The sequence below is a fragment of the Mesorhizobium sp. YR577 genome (assembly GCF_900116595.1).
In the GTDB taxonomy this organism is placed as follows: Bacteria; Pseudomonadota; Alphaproteobacteria; order Rhizobiales; family Rhizobiaceae; genus Mesorhizobium_M.
This window is the reverse complement of record NZ_FPBI01000010.1, coordinates 232,483-245,892: the sequence shown is the minus strand read 5'-3', so window position 1 is coordinate 245,892 and position 13,410 is coordinate 232,483. Positions and strand designations below refer to the sequence as shown.

Sequence of the window (13,410 nt, the reverse complement as noted above, 5' to 3'; positions counted from 1 at the left end):
ATACGAAAGGCCGTGGCGCAATATTGGCCTTGCGGGTCGCGCCTGCTCTATAGTCTGCGCACTATCCCAATTGGACGAATTACATAATGGCGGAATATTCGGCCTTCTCGCTGCTCAAGAATGCGCTCACCGGAAATCAGGACTGGAAACCGGCCTGGCGCAAGCCGGACCCGAAGCCTGCCTACGATGTGATCATCATCGGTGGCGGCGGCCATGGTCTTTCCACCGCCTATTATCTCGCCAAGGAATTCGGCATCACCAATGTCGCGGTGCTGGAAAAGGGCTATCTCGGCTCGGGCAATGTCGGCCGCAACACGACCGCTGTTCGTTCCAACTATCTCCTGCCGGAAAATGTCCGCTTCTACGAACACTCGATGAAGCTGTGGGAGAACCTCTCCCACGAACTCAACTACAACGTGATGTTCTCGCAGCGCGGCTGCCTGAACCTCGCCCATACGCCGGGCCAGCTCGACGACTATGCGCGCCGCGGCAATGCCATGCGCCACGAAGGCGTCGACGCCGAGCTGATGACGCCGGCGCAGATCGCCAAGCTGGTGCCGGGTCTCGACGTCTCCGCCTCGGCGCGCTTCCCGATCATCGGCGGCCTGATGCAATGGCGCGCCGGTACCGCCCGTCACGATGCGGTGGCCTGGGGCTATGCGCGCGGCGCCGACCGTCGTGGCGTCGATATTCTCGAAAACTGCGAGGTCACCGGCTTCATCAAGGATGGCGACCGCGTGATCGGCGTCAACACCACGCGCGGCGAGATCCGCGCCGGCAAAGTGGCCGTAGCGGTCGCCGGCCATACCGGCCATGTCATGCGCATGGCCGGCATCGACACCATGCCGATCGAAAGTCACGTACTGCAGGCCTTCGTCTCGGAATCGCTGAAACCTTTCCTGCATACGGTTCTGACCTTCGGCATGGGCCATTTCTACGCCTCGCAATCCGACAAGGGCGGTCTCGTCTATGGCGGCGACCTCGATGGCTACAACAGCTACGCCCAGCGCGGAAACCTGCCGATCGTCGAGGAAGTGATGAGCGAGATGCTGGCGCTGTTCCCGAGCCTTGCCCGCGTGCGCGTGCTGCGTTCATGGGGCGGCGTCTGCGACATGTCGATGGACGGTTCGCCGATCATCACCACCGGTCCCCTGCCCGGCATGTATCTGAACTGCGGCTGGTGCTATGGCGGCTTCAAGGCGACGCCGGCCTCCGGCTGGTGCTTTGCCCACACCATCGCCCGCGACGAGCCGCACGAATTCAACGCGCCGTTCACGCTCGACCGTTTCCATCGCGGCACCATCATCGACGACAAGGGCCAGGGTTCGACCCCGCGGCTGCATTAGAGAACCCAGATGCTGATCACCTGCCCCTATTGCGGCCCGCGCGACGTTTCCGAATACTCCTATCAGGGTGACGGCAACCGAACCCGGCCGGATCCCGCCTCGACCGACCAGGAGGTCTGGAACGCCTATGTCTACGACCGGCTCAATCCGGCGGGCGAGCACCATGAGATCTGGCAGCATTCCGGTGGTTGCCGCGCGCATCTTGCCGTGACGCGCAATACGCTGACGCATGTCGTCAGCAGCGTTCCCTTCGCCCGCGACGCCGGCCACAAAAAGTCCGACAGCCGCCGCAAGACCGGAGCCAAGGCATGAGCCCGCGCCGCGCCATTTCCGGCGGGCGGATCGACCGCCTGCGCACCATCCGCTTCACCTTCGACGGCAGGCCCTTCACCGGCCATGCCGGCGACACGCTGGCCTCAGCGCTGCTTGCCAATGGCGTGACGCTGTTTGCCCGCTCGTTCAAATACCACCGCCCGCGCGGGGTGCTGACTGCCGGCATCGACGAGCCCAATGCGCTGGTGACGGTGCTGAGCGGTGCGGTGCGCGAGCCCAACATTCCGGCGACAATGCTGGAGATTTACGATGGCCTGAACGTCGTCAGCCAGAACCGCTTCCCCTCGCTCGCCTATGATGTCGGCGCGCTGAACCAGCTCGGCAGCAAGGTGCTTGGCGCCGGCTTCTACTACAAGACCTTCATGGGCCCGGTGATCGGCCCGCTGAAAGGCACGCGCTTCTGGATGTTCTGCGAATGGTTCATCCGCCGCGCCGCAGGCCTCGGCAGCGCCGGGCTCGAAAAGGACCCGTCGCGCTACGAGCGCATGAACGCCTTCTGCGACGTGCTGGTGGTCGGCTCCGGTCCCGCCGGGCTGATGGCGGCGAAGGCTGCCGCCGACAATGGCGCGCGTGTGATGCTGGCCGAACTCGACGCGACGCCAGGCGGCTCGGCCAACTGGTCCGGCGAGACGATCGACGGCATGCCCGCAACCGAATGGGCAGCCGGCATGCTGCGCGACCTGAAGACGCGCGAGAACGTCCGCGTGCTGCCGCGCACCACCGTCTGGGGCTACTACGACGGCAACACGCTGTCGGCGATCGAGCGCGTAGCCGACCACAAGAACTCCCCTACCAAGGGCGAGCCGCGCCATCGCCATTGGACGATCCGCACGCAAGCGGTCGTGCTGGCGACGGGCGCTTTTGAGCGGCCGCTGGTGTTTCCGGGCAACGACCGGCCGGGCGTGATGCTGGCGGGTGCAGCCCTGCGTTACGTCAACCAATATGGCGTGCTGCCGGGGCAGAAGGTCGCGATCTTCACCAACAATGACAGCGCTTATCGCACCGCGGAAGCGCTGAAGAAGGCCGGCGCCGAGATCGTCGTCATGGTGGACGTACGCGACGATACATCGGTCGCGGGACGCGAAATCGCACGCGAAGTCGGCGGCGAATACCTCGCCGGCCACGCCGTCGTCGCCACCGAAGGCGGCGCGCAGGTCTCCGGCATCAAGGTCCAGCGCATCAATGCCGCGACGGGTGCGCTGTCGGGCGATCCGCGCAGCATCCATGCCGACTGCCTGCTGGTTTCGGGCGGCTGGTCGCCGACGATCCACCTTGCCAGCCAGGCCGGCTTGAAGCCCGAATGGGACAACGACCTGCAAGCCTTCCTGCCGCCGAAGCCAACGCAGAACTGGGTCGGCGCCGGCGCGTTCAACGGCAGTTTCTCGACTGAAAAGGCGATCGCGGAAGGCTATGCCGCAGGACTTTCCGCAGCGGGTGCCGCCGACAGCAAGGCGGACGATCTGCCTTCGGTAGACGCCGACGCCTTCGACCCGAACCCAGCGCCGGTCTTCGAGATCAAGGCCAAGGGCAAGGCCTTCGTCGATCTCCAGCATGACGTGACGGCCGACGACGTGCGCCTCGCCCACCGCGAAGGGTTCGTCTCGGTCGAGCACCTGAAGCGCTACACCACACTTGGCATGGCGACCGACCAGGGCAAGACCTCGAACATTCCGGGGCTCGCCATCATGGCAGAGACGCTGGGCAAGCCGATACCGGACGTCGGCACGACGCGGTTTCGCGCGCCTTTCGCGCCGGTCTCGGTCGGCTCACTGGCGGGCGAGCGCTATGGCGACATCCGCCCCGAGCGCCTGACGCCGATGTATGACTGGCATGTCGAGAATGGCGCGGCCTTCTACGCCGCCGGCCTGTGGCATCGCCCGATGATCTACGGCCTCTCGGGCGAAACCATCGAGCAGGCCTATGTGCGCGAGACGAAGGCCGTGCGCGGCAGCGTCGGGCTTGTCGATGTCTCTACGCTCGGCAAGATCGCCGTGCAGGGGCCGGACGCCGGCGCGTTTCTGGACCGCGTCTACACCAACATGTTCTCCACCCTTGCCATCGGCAAGGCGCGCTACGGGCTGATGCTGCGCGAGGACGGCCTTGTCCTCGACGACGGCACGACCTGGCGGCTCGGCGAGCATGATTTCCTGATGACGACCACCACCGCCAATGCCGGCAAGGTCATGCAGCATCTGGAATATCTGCTCGATGTCGTCTGGCCGGAGCTGAAGGTGCAACTGACCTCGGTGACCGACCAGTGGGCGGGTGCTGCCATCTCCGGGCCGAAATCGCGCGACGTGCTGGCTGCCTGTGTCACCGGCACCAAGGTCGACAACGAGGCCCTGCCCTTCATGGGCATCGTCTACGGCGAGATCGACGGCGCGCCGGTGATGATCTGCCGCCTCTCCTTCTCCGGCGAACTGGCCTACGAGGTCTATAGCGGCGCGGGCCACGGCACCCATGTCTGGCAAGCGTTGATGACGGCTGGCGAGCCCTTCGCCATCGTGCCCTATGGGCTGGAAGCGCTCGGCACCATGCGCATCGAGAAGGGCCATGTCACCGGCGCCGAAATCGACGGCCGCACCACCGCGCGCGACCTGCATCTCGACTGGATGCTGTCGAAGAAGAAGCCGTTCATCGGCTCGGCGATGATGGACCGCGAAGGGCTGGTCGCAGACGATCGGTTGCAACTCGTCGGCATCGTCTCGCTCGACAACCGCCCGCTGAATGGCGGCGCGCATATCGTCGAGGAACTGGACGAGGCCAATCCGCACGGCTCGCTCGGCCATCTCACCGCCGCATGCTATTCGCCGTCGCTCGGCAAATATATCGGCCTGGCGCTGGTCAAGGGCGGCAAGGTGCGGCGCGGCACCCGCGCCTTCATCTCCGATCCGCTGCGCAAGCGCTTCGGCCCGGTCGAGATCGTCAGCCACCATTTCTTCGATCCGGAAGGGAGCCGCATGCATGGTTGAGCAGGAATCACCGCTGAAGCCGGTGTGGAAGCCGGGCACGCGCGGCAATTTTTCGGATGGCGTCGGCGTTTATCTGTCCGAAACCGCGCCGGGCTCGATCGTCCAGCTCGCGGCATGGCACGGCGAGGAAAAGGCGATCATCGCGGCCATCAAGAAGGTCGCCGGCCTGACGCTGCCGGACGGCGCAGGCGGTGGAACGGCAACCGGCACGAAGGCTGCCTTCGGCTTTGCGCCGGGAAAATTCCTCATCGTTGACGAGCAGGAAGGGCTGACTGAGGCTTTCGCGAAATCCGTCAAGGCGGAGACCGGGGCTGTGACCGACCTCTCGCATGGCCGCACGGCGATCCGCATCACCGGGCCGAAGGCGGAATGGGTGCTGGCAAAATTCTTCGCCATCGACTTTTCGCCGACCGCCTTCCCGGTCGGCGCCGGGCGCTCGACCGTGCATCACGACATTTTCGCCCAGATCCAGCGCAGCGCGCCGACGCAGTTCGACGTCTATGTCTTCCGCTCTTTCGCACGATCGTTCTGGACCGCCCTGTGCCATGCCTCGGAAGAGGTCGGTTACGAGGTGAGGTAGCGCGCTTGCGGTGACCGTAGCATGCGATATAAATCGCAAGCTATGCAGATGAAGTTTTCGCGCGAGAAATCAGCCGGCTATCTCACCAACTGGGCGGCGCGCCTGTTTGCGAAAGCCATCGACCGACGATTGAAGGAACTCGGCCTGTCATCCGGCCAACTGCCTGTCTTTTTCGCGCTTGGCGATGGCGGTGCCATGTCACAGAAAGCGCTGACCGAAATCGCTGCGATCGAGCAGCCGACCATGGCCGCAACGCTGTCGCGCATGGAACGCGACGGCATCGTCGCGCGCGCGCCAAACCCGGAGGACGGCAGAAGTGCCCTGTTCTCGCTGACGCCCTCCGCAATGAAAAAAGCACTCGACGTGCGAGCGGCAATCGCCACAGTCAATGCCGATGCGCTCGAAGGTCTGGAGGGCCCCGACAGGGAAGCTTTTCTGGCGATGCTGCGCGGCGTCATCGCCAATCTGGAAAATCGCCTGAACGACCAGCCGTGAAGCCGGCCGCCTTGCGGCCGGCAATCACTCCCGAAACGTCACCCACTCTTCCTGTGGCGCGCGGTCGGTGCGGAAGGTGCTTTCCGGCTTGGTCGTGTCTTCATGGCCGAGCGCCATGCCGCAGACGACGATTTCCTCATCCGGGATATCAAGAACCGGCCTGATCTGGTTGTGATAGGGCGCGAATGCCGCCTGCGGGCATGTGTGCAGGCCCCTGCCCCGCGCTGCGATCATGATATTCTGCAGGAACATGCCGTAGTCGATCCACGAACCCTGGTTGAGCCGGCGGTCGATGGTGAAGATCATGCCGACCGGCGCGTCGAAGAAGACGAAGTTGCGGTCGTGCTGCGCGCGCATGCGCTCGACCTCGCGCCGACCGATGCCAAGCACGCTGTAGAGGCCGAAGCCATTGGCGCGGCGGCGCGCCAGATAGGGCTCGAAGAACTGGTCGGGATAGTATTTGTACTCGTCCCAATTGGCTTTCTCGGCGCGGATACCGGAATTGAGGATGGCGTCGGTGATGCGCTGCTTGCTCTCGCCCTTGGTGACGTAGACCTTCCACGGCTGCATGTTCGTGCCCGACGGCGCGCGCGCGGCGACATCCAGGATTTCCCGGATCACCTTGTCATCGACCGGCGTCGGCAGGAAAGCGCGTACCGAACGACGCGACACGATGGCCTCGTCGACGATTGCAGTTTCGTCCTTGGCGTTGGCTGCGGCCCCACGTGCCAGCATGAACAGTTCCTTCTCGATGCGGCTGCGATCCAAAGAACGCTCCTCATCATCCTTTCGCGAAACCTGCATTTGCACCAGCCTCTTAACTCTCGCAAGCACTACCTGCGTTCCATGAAATTCTGCTTGAATTTTTCACGAAATTGACATCTGATGAAATTTCTCGAGGAATTTTCATGTCGCTTCAAAAGTCCCGGCACATCGCGGCGGATGGCCCCCTTCCAGACGGCGCAAACGCGCTGCTGGCGCGGGATCTGCGCGCGCTGCGAAAGGCGCGAGGCCTTACATTGTCCGAGATTGCGCTGAAACTTGGGCGTTCGGTCGGCTGGCTGAGCCAGGTCGAGCGCGGCCTGTCGACGCCTTCGATCGGTGACCTGCGCGCCTTCGCCGATCTGTTCGGCGTGCCGGTCAGCCTGTTCTTCGGTCATGACGTACCGGAAGAGGCCGAGCGCGGCGTGATCGTGCGCGCGGGCCGCCGCCGCTCGCTTGGCACAAGCGATTCCGGCCTGGTGGAAGAGCTTCTTTCGCCGGACCTTGGCGGAAGCTTCGAAATGCTGCGCTCCGAATTCGCGCCCGGCGCAGAATTGAAGACGGCGGCGCATCGCCCGACCGAGGAAGCAGGCTATCTCGTCTCAGGCCGCTTCGACATCGAGATCGACGGCAACTGGCACAGCCTCGCAGAAGGCGACAGTTTCAGGTTCGGCGGCAAGCCGTTCCGATGGAAGAATCCGGGGAACGAACCGGCGGTGGTCATATGGGTGATCTCGCCACCGGTTTATTGAGGAATTGAGGAGGAGAAGAGTTCGATGGCTGATTTTCCGACAACGGCGCGCGTGGTCATCATCGGCGGCGGAGCTGTCGGCGTCTCGGCGCTCTATCATCTGGCCAAGGCCGGCTGGACCGACTGCGTGCTCTTGGAAAAGAACGAGCTGACCTCCGGCTCGACGTGGCATGCGGCAGGCAACGTGCCGACCTTCTCGTCATCCTGGTCGCTGATGAACATGCAGCGCTATTCGACCAAGCTTTACCGGGGGCTGGCGGCGGAAGTCGACTACCCCATGAACTATCACGTCACCGGTTCGCTGCGGCTTGCCCACTCGAAGGAGCGCATGCAGGAGTTCCAGCGCGCCAGAGGCATGGGGCGCTATCAGGGCATGAACATCGAGGTTGTCGGCAACGACGAGATCAAGGCGCGCTATCCCTTTATCGAAACGCATGAGCTGCAAGGCGCGCTCTACGACCCGAGCGACGGCGACATCGACCCGGCGCAGCTGACCCAGGCTCTTGCCAAGGGCGCGCGCGACATGGGCGCCAAGATCATCCGCTTCTGCCCGGTCAGCGGTGTGCGCCGCGAGAATGGCGAATGGGCGATCGAGACCGCGCAAGGCGAAATCCGCTGCGAATATGTCGTCAACGCCGCCGGCTACCGGGCGCAGGAGGTCGGAAAGATGTTCGGCCGCGATGTGCCGATGATGGTGATGAGCCATCAATACATCCTGTTCGAGGAAATCCCCGAACTCGCCGCCTGGTCGAAGGAGGCCGGACACAAGCTGCCCCTGCTGCGCGACGTCGACAGCTCCTACTATCTGCGGCAGGAAAAGAACGGCATGAATCTCGGCCCCTATGAGCGCAACTGCCGCGCCCATTGGGCGACCGCCGACGACCCAATGCCCGACGATTTCTCCTTCCAGCTCTACCCGGACGATCTGGAGCGGCTGGAGTGGTATCTCAACGACGCCATAGCCCGCGTGCCGATCCTCGGCACCGCAGGGCTTTCCAAGGTCATCAACGGCCCTATCCCCTACGCGCCTGACGGCAACCCGTTGATCGGCCCGATGCCGGGCGTGCCCAATGCCTTCGAGGCCTGCGTCTTCACCTTCGGCATCGCCCAGGCCGGCGGGGCCGGCAAGGTGCTGGCCGAGTGGGTGACGCAAGGCCAGACCGAATGGGACATGTGGTCCTGCGACCCGCGCCGCTTCACCTCATTCGCTGCCGATAAGGACTATGCCGTGGCCAAGGGCATGGAAATCTACGGCCACGAATATGCGATCCATTTCCCGCGCCACGCCTGGCCGGCTGGTCGTGGACAAAAACTGTCGCCGATCCACGACCGCATCGCCGCCCTCGGCGCACAGTTCAACGCCTATAATGGCTGGGAGCGCGCGACTTGGTTCGCGAAGGACGGCGACGACACCTCGGAAGAATCCACCCAGACTTTTGCGCGCACTGGGCCGTGGGAGAAACGCATTCGCGAGGAATGCCTGGCCGTGCGCGACACGGCCGGCATCCTCGACCTGCCCGGCTTCTCGCGCTTCCGCGTCGAAGGCGCCGGCGCGCGCGACTGGCTGTCTTCACTGATCACCGGCGTGGTGCCGAAGCCCGGGCGTATCGGGCTTGCCTATTTCGCCGACGACAAGGGCCGCATCGTCACCGAAATGTCGATCATGGCGCTTGGCGAGGACTTTTTCTTCCTGATCACGGCGGCCGTTGCCGAGTGGCATGATTTCGAGTGGCTTCAGAAGCATCTTCCGCAAGCGACTCAAATCTCACTCAAAAACATGACCGACGCCTTTTCCTGCCAGATCCTTTCAGGGCCGAATTCCCGTGCGATACTGGCCGGCGTAACGGACGCCGACCTCACGCTGCCATGGCTGTCGCATCAGTCCGTGCAGATCGCCGGCCGCTGGTGCCAGCTCGTGCGCGTTTCCTTTGCCGGCGAACTCGGCTGGGAAATCCACACCAAGATCGAAGACACGGCGGCGATCTTCGACGCCGTCTGGGCTGCAGGACAAAAGCACGGCCTGAAACCCTTCGGCATGTTCGCGCTGGATTCGCTGCGGCTGGAAAAAGGTTATCGCGCCTGGAAGGGCGATCTTTCGACCGACTACACCGTTCTGCAAGGCGGGCTCGAGCGCTTCGTCAAATGGGACAAGCCGGATTTCAAGGGCAAGGCCGCACTGCTCAGCGAACGGCAGCAGGGCGTGAAGAAACGCTTCGTCACGCTGGTGGTCGAGGCTGGCGCTCACGACGCGCCCTACATGTCGACCGTTCTCTATGAAGGCAGGATCGTCGGCGAAACCACCTCCGGCGGCTGGGGCTACCGCGTCGGCAAGTCGATCGCGCTCGGCACGATCCGCGCCGATCTGGCGGTGCCCGGCACGAAAGTGCAGGTGGAAATCTTTGGCGAGAATTTCCCCGCGGTGGTGCAGGAAGACCAGCCCCTGTGGGACCCGAAGAACGAAAGATTGAGAGCATAAGATGCCCAAACCCTCGTCCCGCATTTCCGGCATCACGCCGTCCGGCAAGGATGGCTGGGAGGTCCACTTCGCCGCCATGAACCGCAAGGAGGCAGGCGAGGACATCATCATGCTTTCGGTCGGCGATCATGATTTCGACACGCCTACTGAGACGGTCGAAGCCTGCGTCACCGCCGTGCGCGGCGGCTATCATCATTACACGCAGCTTCCCGGCATCCCGCGCCTGCGCGCGGCCATGGCGAAGCTTTCCGCGCAATGCACCGGCGTGCCCACCACTGCCGACGAGGTGATCGCCACGCCGGGCGGGCAGCTCGCGCTGTTTGCCGCCGCGCAGGCCGCGCTTGATCCAGGCGACCACGCCATCGTCGTCGCGCCCTATTATGCCACCTACCCGCCGACCTTCCGCGCGGCGGGCGCTGATTTCACCATCGTCGAGACCCGCGCCGAGGACGGTTTCCAGCCGCGCGCCGAAGACATCACTGCTGCCTTGCAGCCGCGCACCAAGGCGATCCTCATCAACACGCCCAACAACCCGACGGGTGCCGTATATTCCCGCAAAAGCCTGGAAGGCATCGCGGAAATCTGCCGCAAGCATGATCTCTGGCTGTTTTCCGACGAGGTTTACTGGACGCTGGGCGGTGGCGAGCATGTCTCGCCGCGCTCGCTGCCCGGCATGGCCGAGCGCACGCTGGTCATCAACTCCATGTCGAAAAGCCACGGCATGACCGGCTGGCGTATCGGCTGGCTGACTGCGCCGAAGGACCTGGTCAGCCTGCTCATCAGCCTCAATCTCGTCACCACTTACGGCCTGACCGATTTCGTCAGCCGTGCAGCGGTCGAGGCAATGGAGAATGCATACGGCGTCAAGGAGATAGCCGAGCGCTATGCGGCACGGCGCGCCGTCTTTCTCGACGCCGTGCGCGGGCTGAACAATGTCACCGTGCGCGGCTCCGAAGGCGGCATGTATGTCATGCTCGACATCAGCGCCATAGAGCCGGACTGCGAAAGCTTCGCCTGGGCGTTCCTCAACAGCGAGAAGGTCGCCGTCATGCCCGGCGTCAGCTTCGGCGACGCCGCCGCCGGCCACATCCGCATCAGCCTCTGCCAGCCGGAGGACATTCTTCTGGAAGCAGCCGAACGCCTGAAGCGCTTCGCCGCCGCCTACAGCCCATCCAAGGAAAGCAAGCAAGCATGAGTTCTCTGCCGCAAAAGGCCCGCGCCGTCATCATAGGCGGCGGCGTATCCGGCTGCTCGGTCGCCTATCACCTCGCCAAGCTCGGCTGGACCGACATCGTGCTTCTGGAGCGCAAACAGCTCACCTCCGGCACCACCTGGCATGCGGCAGGGCTGATCGGCCAGCTGCGCGCCTCGCAGAACATGACGCGGCTCGCCAAATATTCCGCCGACCTCTACGTCAAGCTGGAAGAAGAAACCGAAGTCGCCACCGGCATGCGCCAAGTCGGCTCCATCACCGTTGCGCTGACCGAGGAGCGCAAGCACGAAATCTACCGCCAGGCCTCGCTGGCGCGCGCCTTCGATGTCGATGTGCGCGAGATTTCGCCTAATGAAGTCAAGGAGATGTATCCGCATCTCAACGTGGCCGACGTGGTCGGCGCGGTGCATCTGCCGCTCGACGGCCAGTGCGACCCTGCCAACATCGCCATGGCGCTGGCCAAAGGCGCACGCCAGCGCGGCGCGAAGATCGTCGAGAACGTCAAAGTCACAGCCGTGCACCAGAAGAACGGCCGCGTCACCGGCGTTTCATGGGCCAAGGGCGACGAGCAAGGCACGATCGAGAGCGATATCGTCATCAACTGCGCCGGCATGTGGGCGCGCGAACTTGGCGCCATGTCGGGCGTGACCGTGCCGCTGCACGCCTGCGAGCATTTTTATCTCGTCACCGAAGCCATTGAGGGGCTTGGCCGCCTCCCCGTCCTGCGCGTGCCGGACGAATGCGCCTACTACAAGGAAGACGCCGGCAAGATGATGCTCGGCGCCTTCGAGCCGGTCGCCAAGCCATGGGGCATGAACGGCATTTCGGAGGATTTCTGCTTCGACCAGCTGCCCGAGGATTTCGAGCATTTCGAGCCCATCCTCGAAATGGGCGTGAACCGCATGCCAATGCTCGGCACCGCCGGCATCCACACCTTCTTCAACGGCCCGGAGAGCTTTACGCCCGACGACCGCTATTATCTCGGCGAAGCGCCCGAACTCGGCGGCTACTGGGTGGCCGCCGGCTACAATTCCATCGGCATCGTTTCCTCCGGCGGTGCCGGCATGGCGCTGGCGCAATGGATCAATGACGGCGAAGCGCCCTTCGATCTGTGGGAAGTCGATATCCGCCGCGCCCAGCCTTTTCAGAAGAACCGCGCCTACCTCAAGGAGCGCGTCTCCGAAACGCTCGGCCTTCTCTATGCCGACCATTTCCCCTACCGCCAGATGGCGACTTCGCGCGGCGTGCGCCGCTCGCCTATCCATGAGCAACTGAAGGCGCGCGGAGCCGTTTTCGGCGAAGTCGCCGGCTGGGAACGCGCCAACTGGTTCGCCCGCGAAGGCCAGGAGCGCGAATACAGATATTCCTGGAAGCGACAGAACTGGTTCGACAACCAGCGCGACGAGCATCTGGCCGTGCGCAACAATGTCGGCCTGTTCGACATGACCTCCTTCGGCAAGATCAGGATCGAGGGCCGCGATGCGCTGGCCTTCCTGCAACGCATGTGCGCCAACGATCTCGATGTCGCACCCGGCAAGATCGTCTACACGCAGATGCTGAACAATCGCGGCGGCATCGAGAGCGACCTCACCGTTTCGCGTCTTTCCGAAACGGCCTTCTTCGCCGTCGTGCCCGGCGCGACCTTGCAGCGCGACCTGGCATGGCTGCGCAAGCATCTGCGCGACGAGTTCGTCGTCATCACCGATGTGACGGCTTCAGAAAGCGTGCTCTGCCTGATGGGTCCGCGTTCTCGCGAACTGATCGAAAAAATCAGCCCAAACGATTTTTCGAATGCGAACAATCCGTTCGGCACCTTCCAGGAGATCGAGATCGGCATGGGGCTGGCGCGCGCTCACCGCGTCACCTATGTCGGCGAACTCGGCTGGGAACTCTATGTCTCGACCGACCAGACCGCCCATGTCTTCGAGGCGCTGGAAGACGCCGGGCGCGAATTCGACCTGAAACTCTGCGGCCTGCACACGCTGGATTCCTGCCGCATCGAGAAGGCGTTCCGCCATTTCGGCCACGACATCACCGACGAGGACCATGTGCTGGAAGCCGGCCTCGGCTTTGCCGTGAAGACCGGCAAGGGCGAGTTCATTGGCCGCGACGCGGTGCTGGCAAAAAAGGATGCCGGCCTGTCACGCCGGCTGGTGCAGTTCCGCCTGACCGACCCGGAACCGCTGCTGTTCCACAACGAGGCGATCGTGCGCGACGGCAAGATCGTCGGCACGGTCACCTCGGGCAATTACGGCCATCACCTCGGCGGTGCCATCGGCATGGGCTATGTGCCGGCGAAGGGGGAGAGCGAGGCCGATGTGCTCGGCTCGTCCTACGAGATCGAGATCGCCGGCGAACGCTTCAAGGCCGAGGCATCGTTGAGGCCGATGTATGATCCGAAGTCGGAACGGGTCAGGATGTAGCGCGCTCTTTCTTCTCCCCGTTTACGGGGAGAAGGTGGCCCGAAGGGTCGGATGAGGGG

The 13,410-nt window shown here is 63.9% G+C and carries 10 protein-coding genes; 9 read left to right on the top strand and 1 reads right to left on the bottom strand.

Going from position 1 to position 13,410, the window contains the following annotated elements; all coding sequences use genetic code 11:
* The first annotated feature begins 86 nt into the window (after window positions 1-86).
* The 5 genes from BM413_RS16740 to BM413_RS16720 are packed head-to-tail and all read left to right on the top strand — an operon-like array spanning window position 87 to window position 5,726.
* A complete protein-coding gene (locus BM413_RS16740) occupies window positions 87-1,346 on the top strand; it encodes a sarcosine oxidase subunit beta family protein (protein WP_091915002.1) in 1,260 nt (419 codons plus the stop codon).
* 9 nt (window positions 1,347-1,355) lie between these two features.
* A complete protein-coding gene (locus tag BM413_RS16735; RefSeq protein ID WP_091915001.1) occupies window positions 1,356-1,658 on the top strand; it encodes a sarcosine oxidase subunit delta family protein in 303 nt (100 codons plus the stop codon).
* Window positions 1,655-4,651: a sarcosine oxidase subunit alpha gene (locus BM413_RS16730; protein ID WP_091914999.1), complete on the top strand. Its 2,997-nt coding sequence runs from the start codon at window positions 1,655-1,657 to the stop codon at window positions 4,649-4,651. Before BM413_RS16735 ends, BM413_RS16730 begins: the two co-directional genes overlap by 4 nt.
* A complete protein-coding gene (locus tag BM413_RS16725; protein WP_091914998.1) occupies window positions 4,644-5,231 on the top strand; it encodes a sarcosine oxidase subunit gamma family protein in 588 nt (195 codons plus the stop codon). Before BM413_RS16730 ends, BM413_RS16725 begins: the two co-directional genes overlap by 8 nt.
* A 48-nt stretch (window positions 5,232-5,279) precedes the next feature.
* A complete protein-coding gene (locus tag BM413_RS16720; RefSeq protein ID WP_091915101.1) occupies window positions 5,280-5,726 on the top strand; it encodes a MarR family winged helix-turn-helix transcriptional regulator in 447 nt (148 codons plus the stop codon).
* A gap of 24 nt (window positions 5,727-5,750) precedes the next feature.
* Here the strand turns inward: BM413_RS16720 and BM413_RS16715 are convergent, their stop codons facing one another.
* The gene (locus BM413_RS16715) at window positions 5,751-6,461 is read right to left on the bottom strand and encodes a nitroreductase (protein WP_175544345.1); all 711 of its coding nucleotides are present in this window, start codon (window positions 6,459-6,461) and stop codon (window positions 5,751-5,753) included.
* Between the two features lie 173 nt (window positions 6,462-6,634).
* On the opposite strand from BM413_RS16715, the gene BM413_RS16710 reads away from it, so the two are divergent.
* Genes BM413_RS16710 through BM413_RS16695 form a run of 4 tightly spaced genes read left to right on the top strand, consistent with a single transcriptional unit; the run spans window position 6,635 to window position 13,351 of the window.
* Window positions 6,635-7,240: a helix-turn-helix domain-containing protein gene (locus BM413_RS16710; RefSeq protein ID WP_091914996.1), complete on the top strand. Its 606-nt coding sequence runs from the start codon at window positions 6,635-6,637 to the stop codon at window positions 7,238-7,240.
* 24 nt (window positions 7,241-7,264) lie between these two features.
* Complete coding sequence (locus BM413_RS16705) at window positions 7,265-9,715, top strand: GcvT family protein (RefSeq protein ID WP_091914995.1); 2,451 nt, start codon at window positions 7,265-7,267, stop codon at window positions 9,713-9,715.
* A gap of 1 nt (window position 9,716) precedes the next feature.
* Window positions 9,717-10,910 carry a pyridoxal phosphate-dependent aminotransferase gene (locus tag BM413_RS16700; protein ID WP_091914994.1) on the top strand — a complete coding sequence of 398 codons (1,194 nt, stop codon included), beginning with the start codon at window positions 9,717-9,719 and terminating at the stop codon, window positions 10,908-10,910.
* Window positions 10,907-13,351, top strand: coding sequence for a GcvT family protein (locus tag BM413_RS16695; protein ID WP_091914993.1), 2,445 nt, complete (start codon window positions 10,907-10,909; stop codon window positions 13,349-13,351). Before BM413_RS16700 ends, BM413_RS16695 begins: the two co-directional genes overlap by 4 nt.
* The last annotated feature ends 59 nt before the right edge of the window (window positions 13,352-13,410 follow it).

Bases quoted from the DNA above. Each gene is read 5' to 3' on its own strand.
- BM413_RS16695 (WP_091914993.1), top strand. From the start codon at position 10,907: ATGAGTTCTCTGCCGCAAAAGGCCCGCGCCGTCATCATAGGCGGCGGC.
- BM413_RS16740 (WP_091915002.1), top strand. From the start codon at position 87: ATGGCGGAATATTCGGCCTTCTCGCTGCTCAAGAATGCGCTCACCGGA.
- BM413_RS16735 (WP_091915001.1), top strand. From the start codon at position 1,356: ATGCTGATCACCTGCCCCTATTGCGGCCCGCGCGACGTTTCCGAATAC.
- BM413_RS16725 (WP_091914998.1), top strand. From the start codon at position 4,644: ATGGTTGAGCAGGAATCACCGCTGAAGCCGGTGTGGAAGCCGGGCACG.
- BM413_RS16730 (WP_091914999.1), top strand. From the start codon at position 1,655: ATGAGCCCGCGCCGCGCCATTTCCGGCGGGCGGATCGACCGCCTGCGC.
- BM413_RS16700 (WP_091914994.1), top strand. From the start codon at position 9,717: ATGCCCAAACCCTCGTCCCGCATTTCCGGCATCACGCCGTCCGGCAAG.
- BM413_RS16715 (WP_175544345.1), bottom strand. From the start codon at position 6,461: ATGCTGGCACGTGGGGCCGCAGCCAACGCCAAGGACGAAACTGCAATC.
- BM413_RS16710 (WP_091914996.1), top strand. From the start codon at position 6,635: ATGTCGCTTCAAAAGTCCCGGCACATCGCGGCGGATGGCCCCCTTCCA.
- BM413_RS16705 (WP_091914995.1), top strand. From the start codon at position 7,265: ATGGCTGATTTTCCGACAACGGCGCGCGTGGTCATCATCGGCGGCGGA.
- BM413_RS16720 (WP_091915101.1), top strand. From the start codon at position 5,280: ATGAAGTTTTCGCGCGAGAAATCAGCCGGCTATCTCACCAACTGGGCG.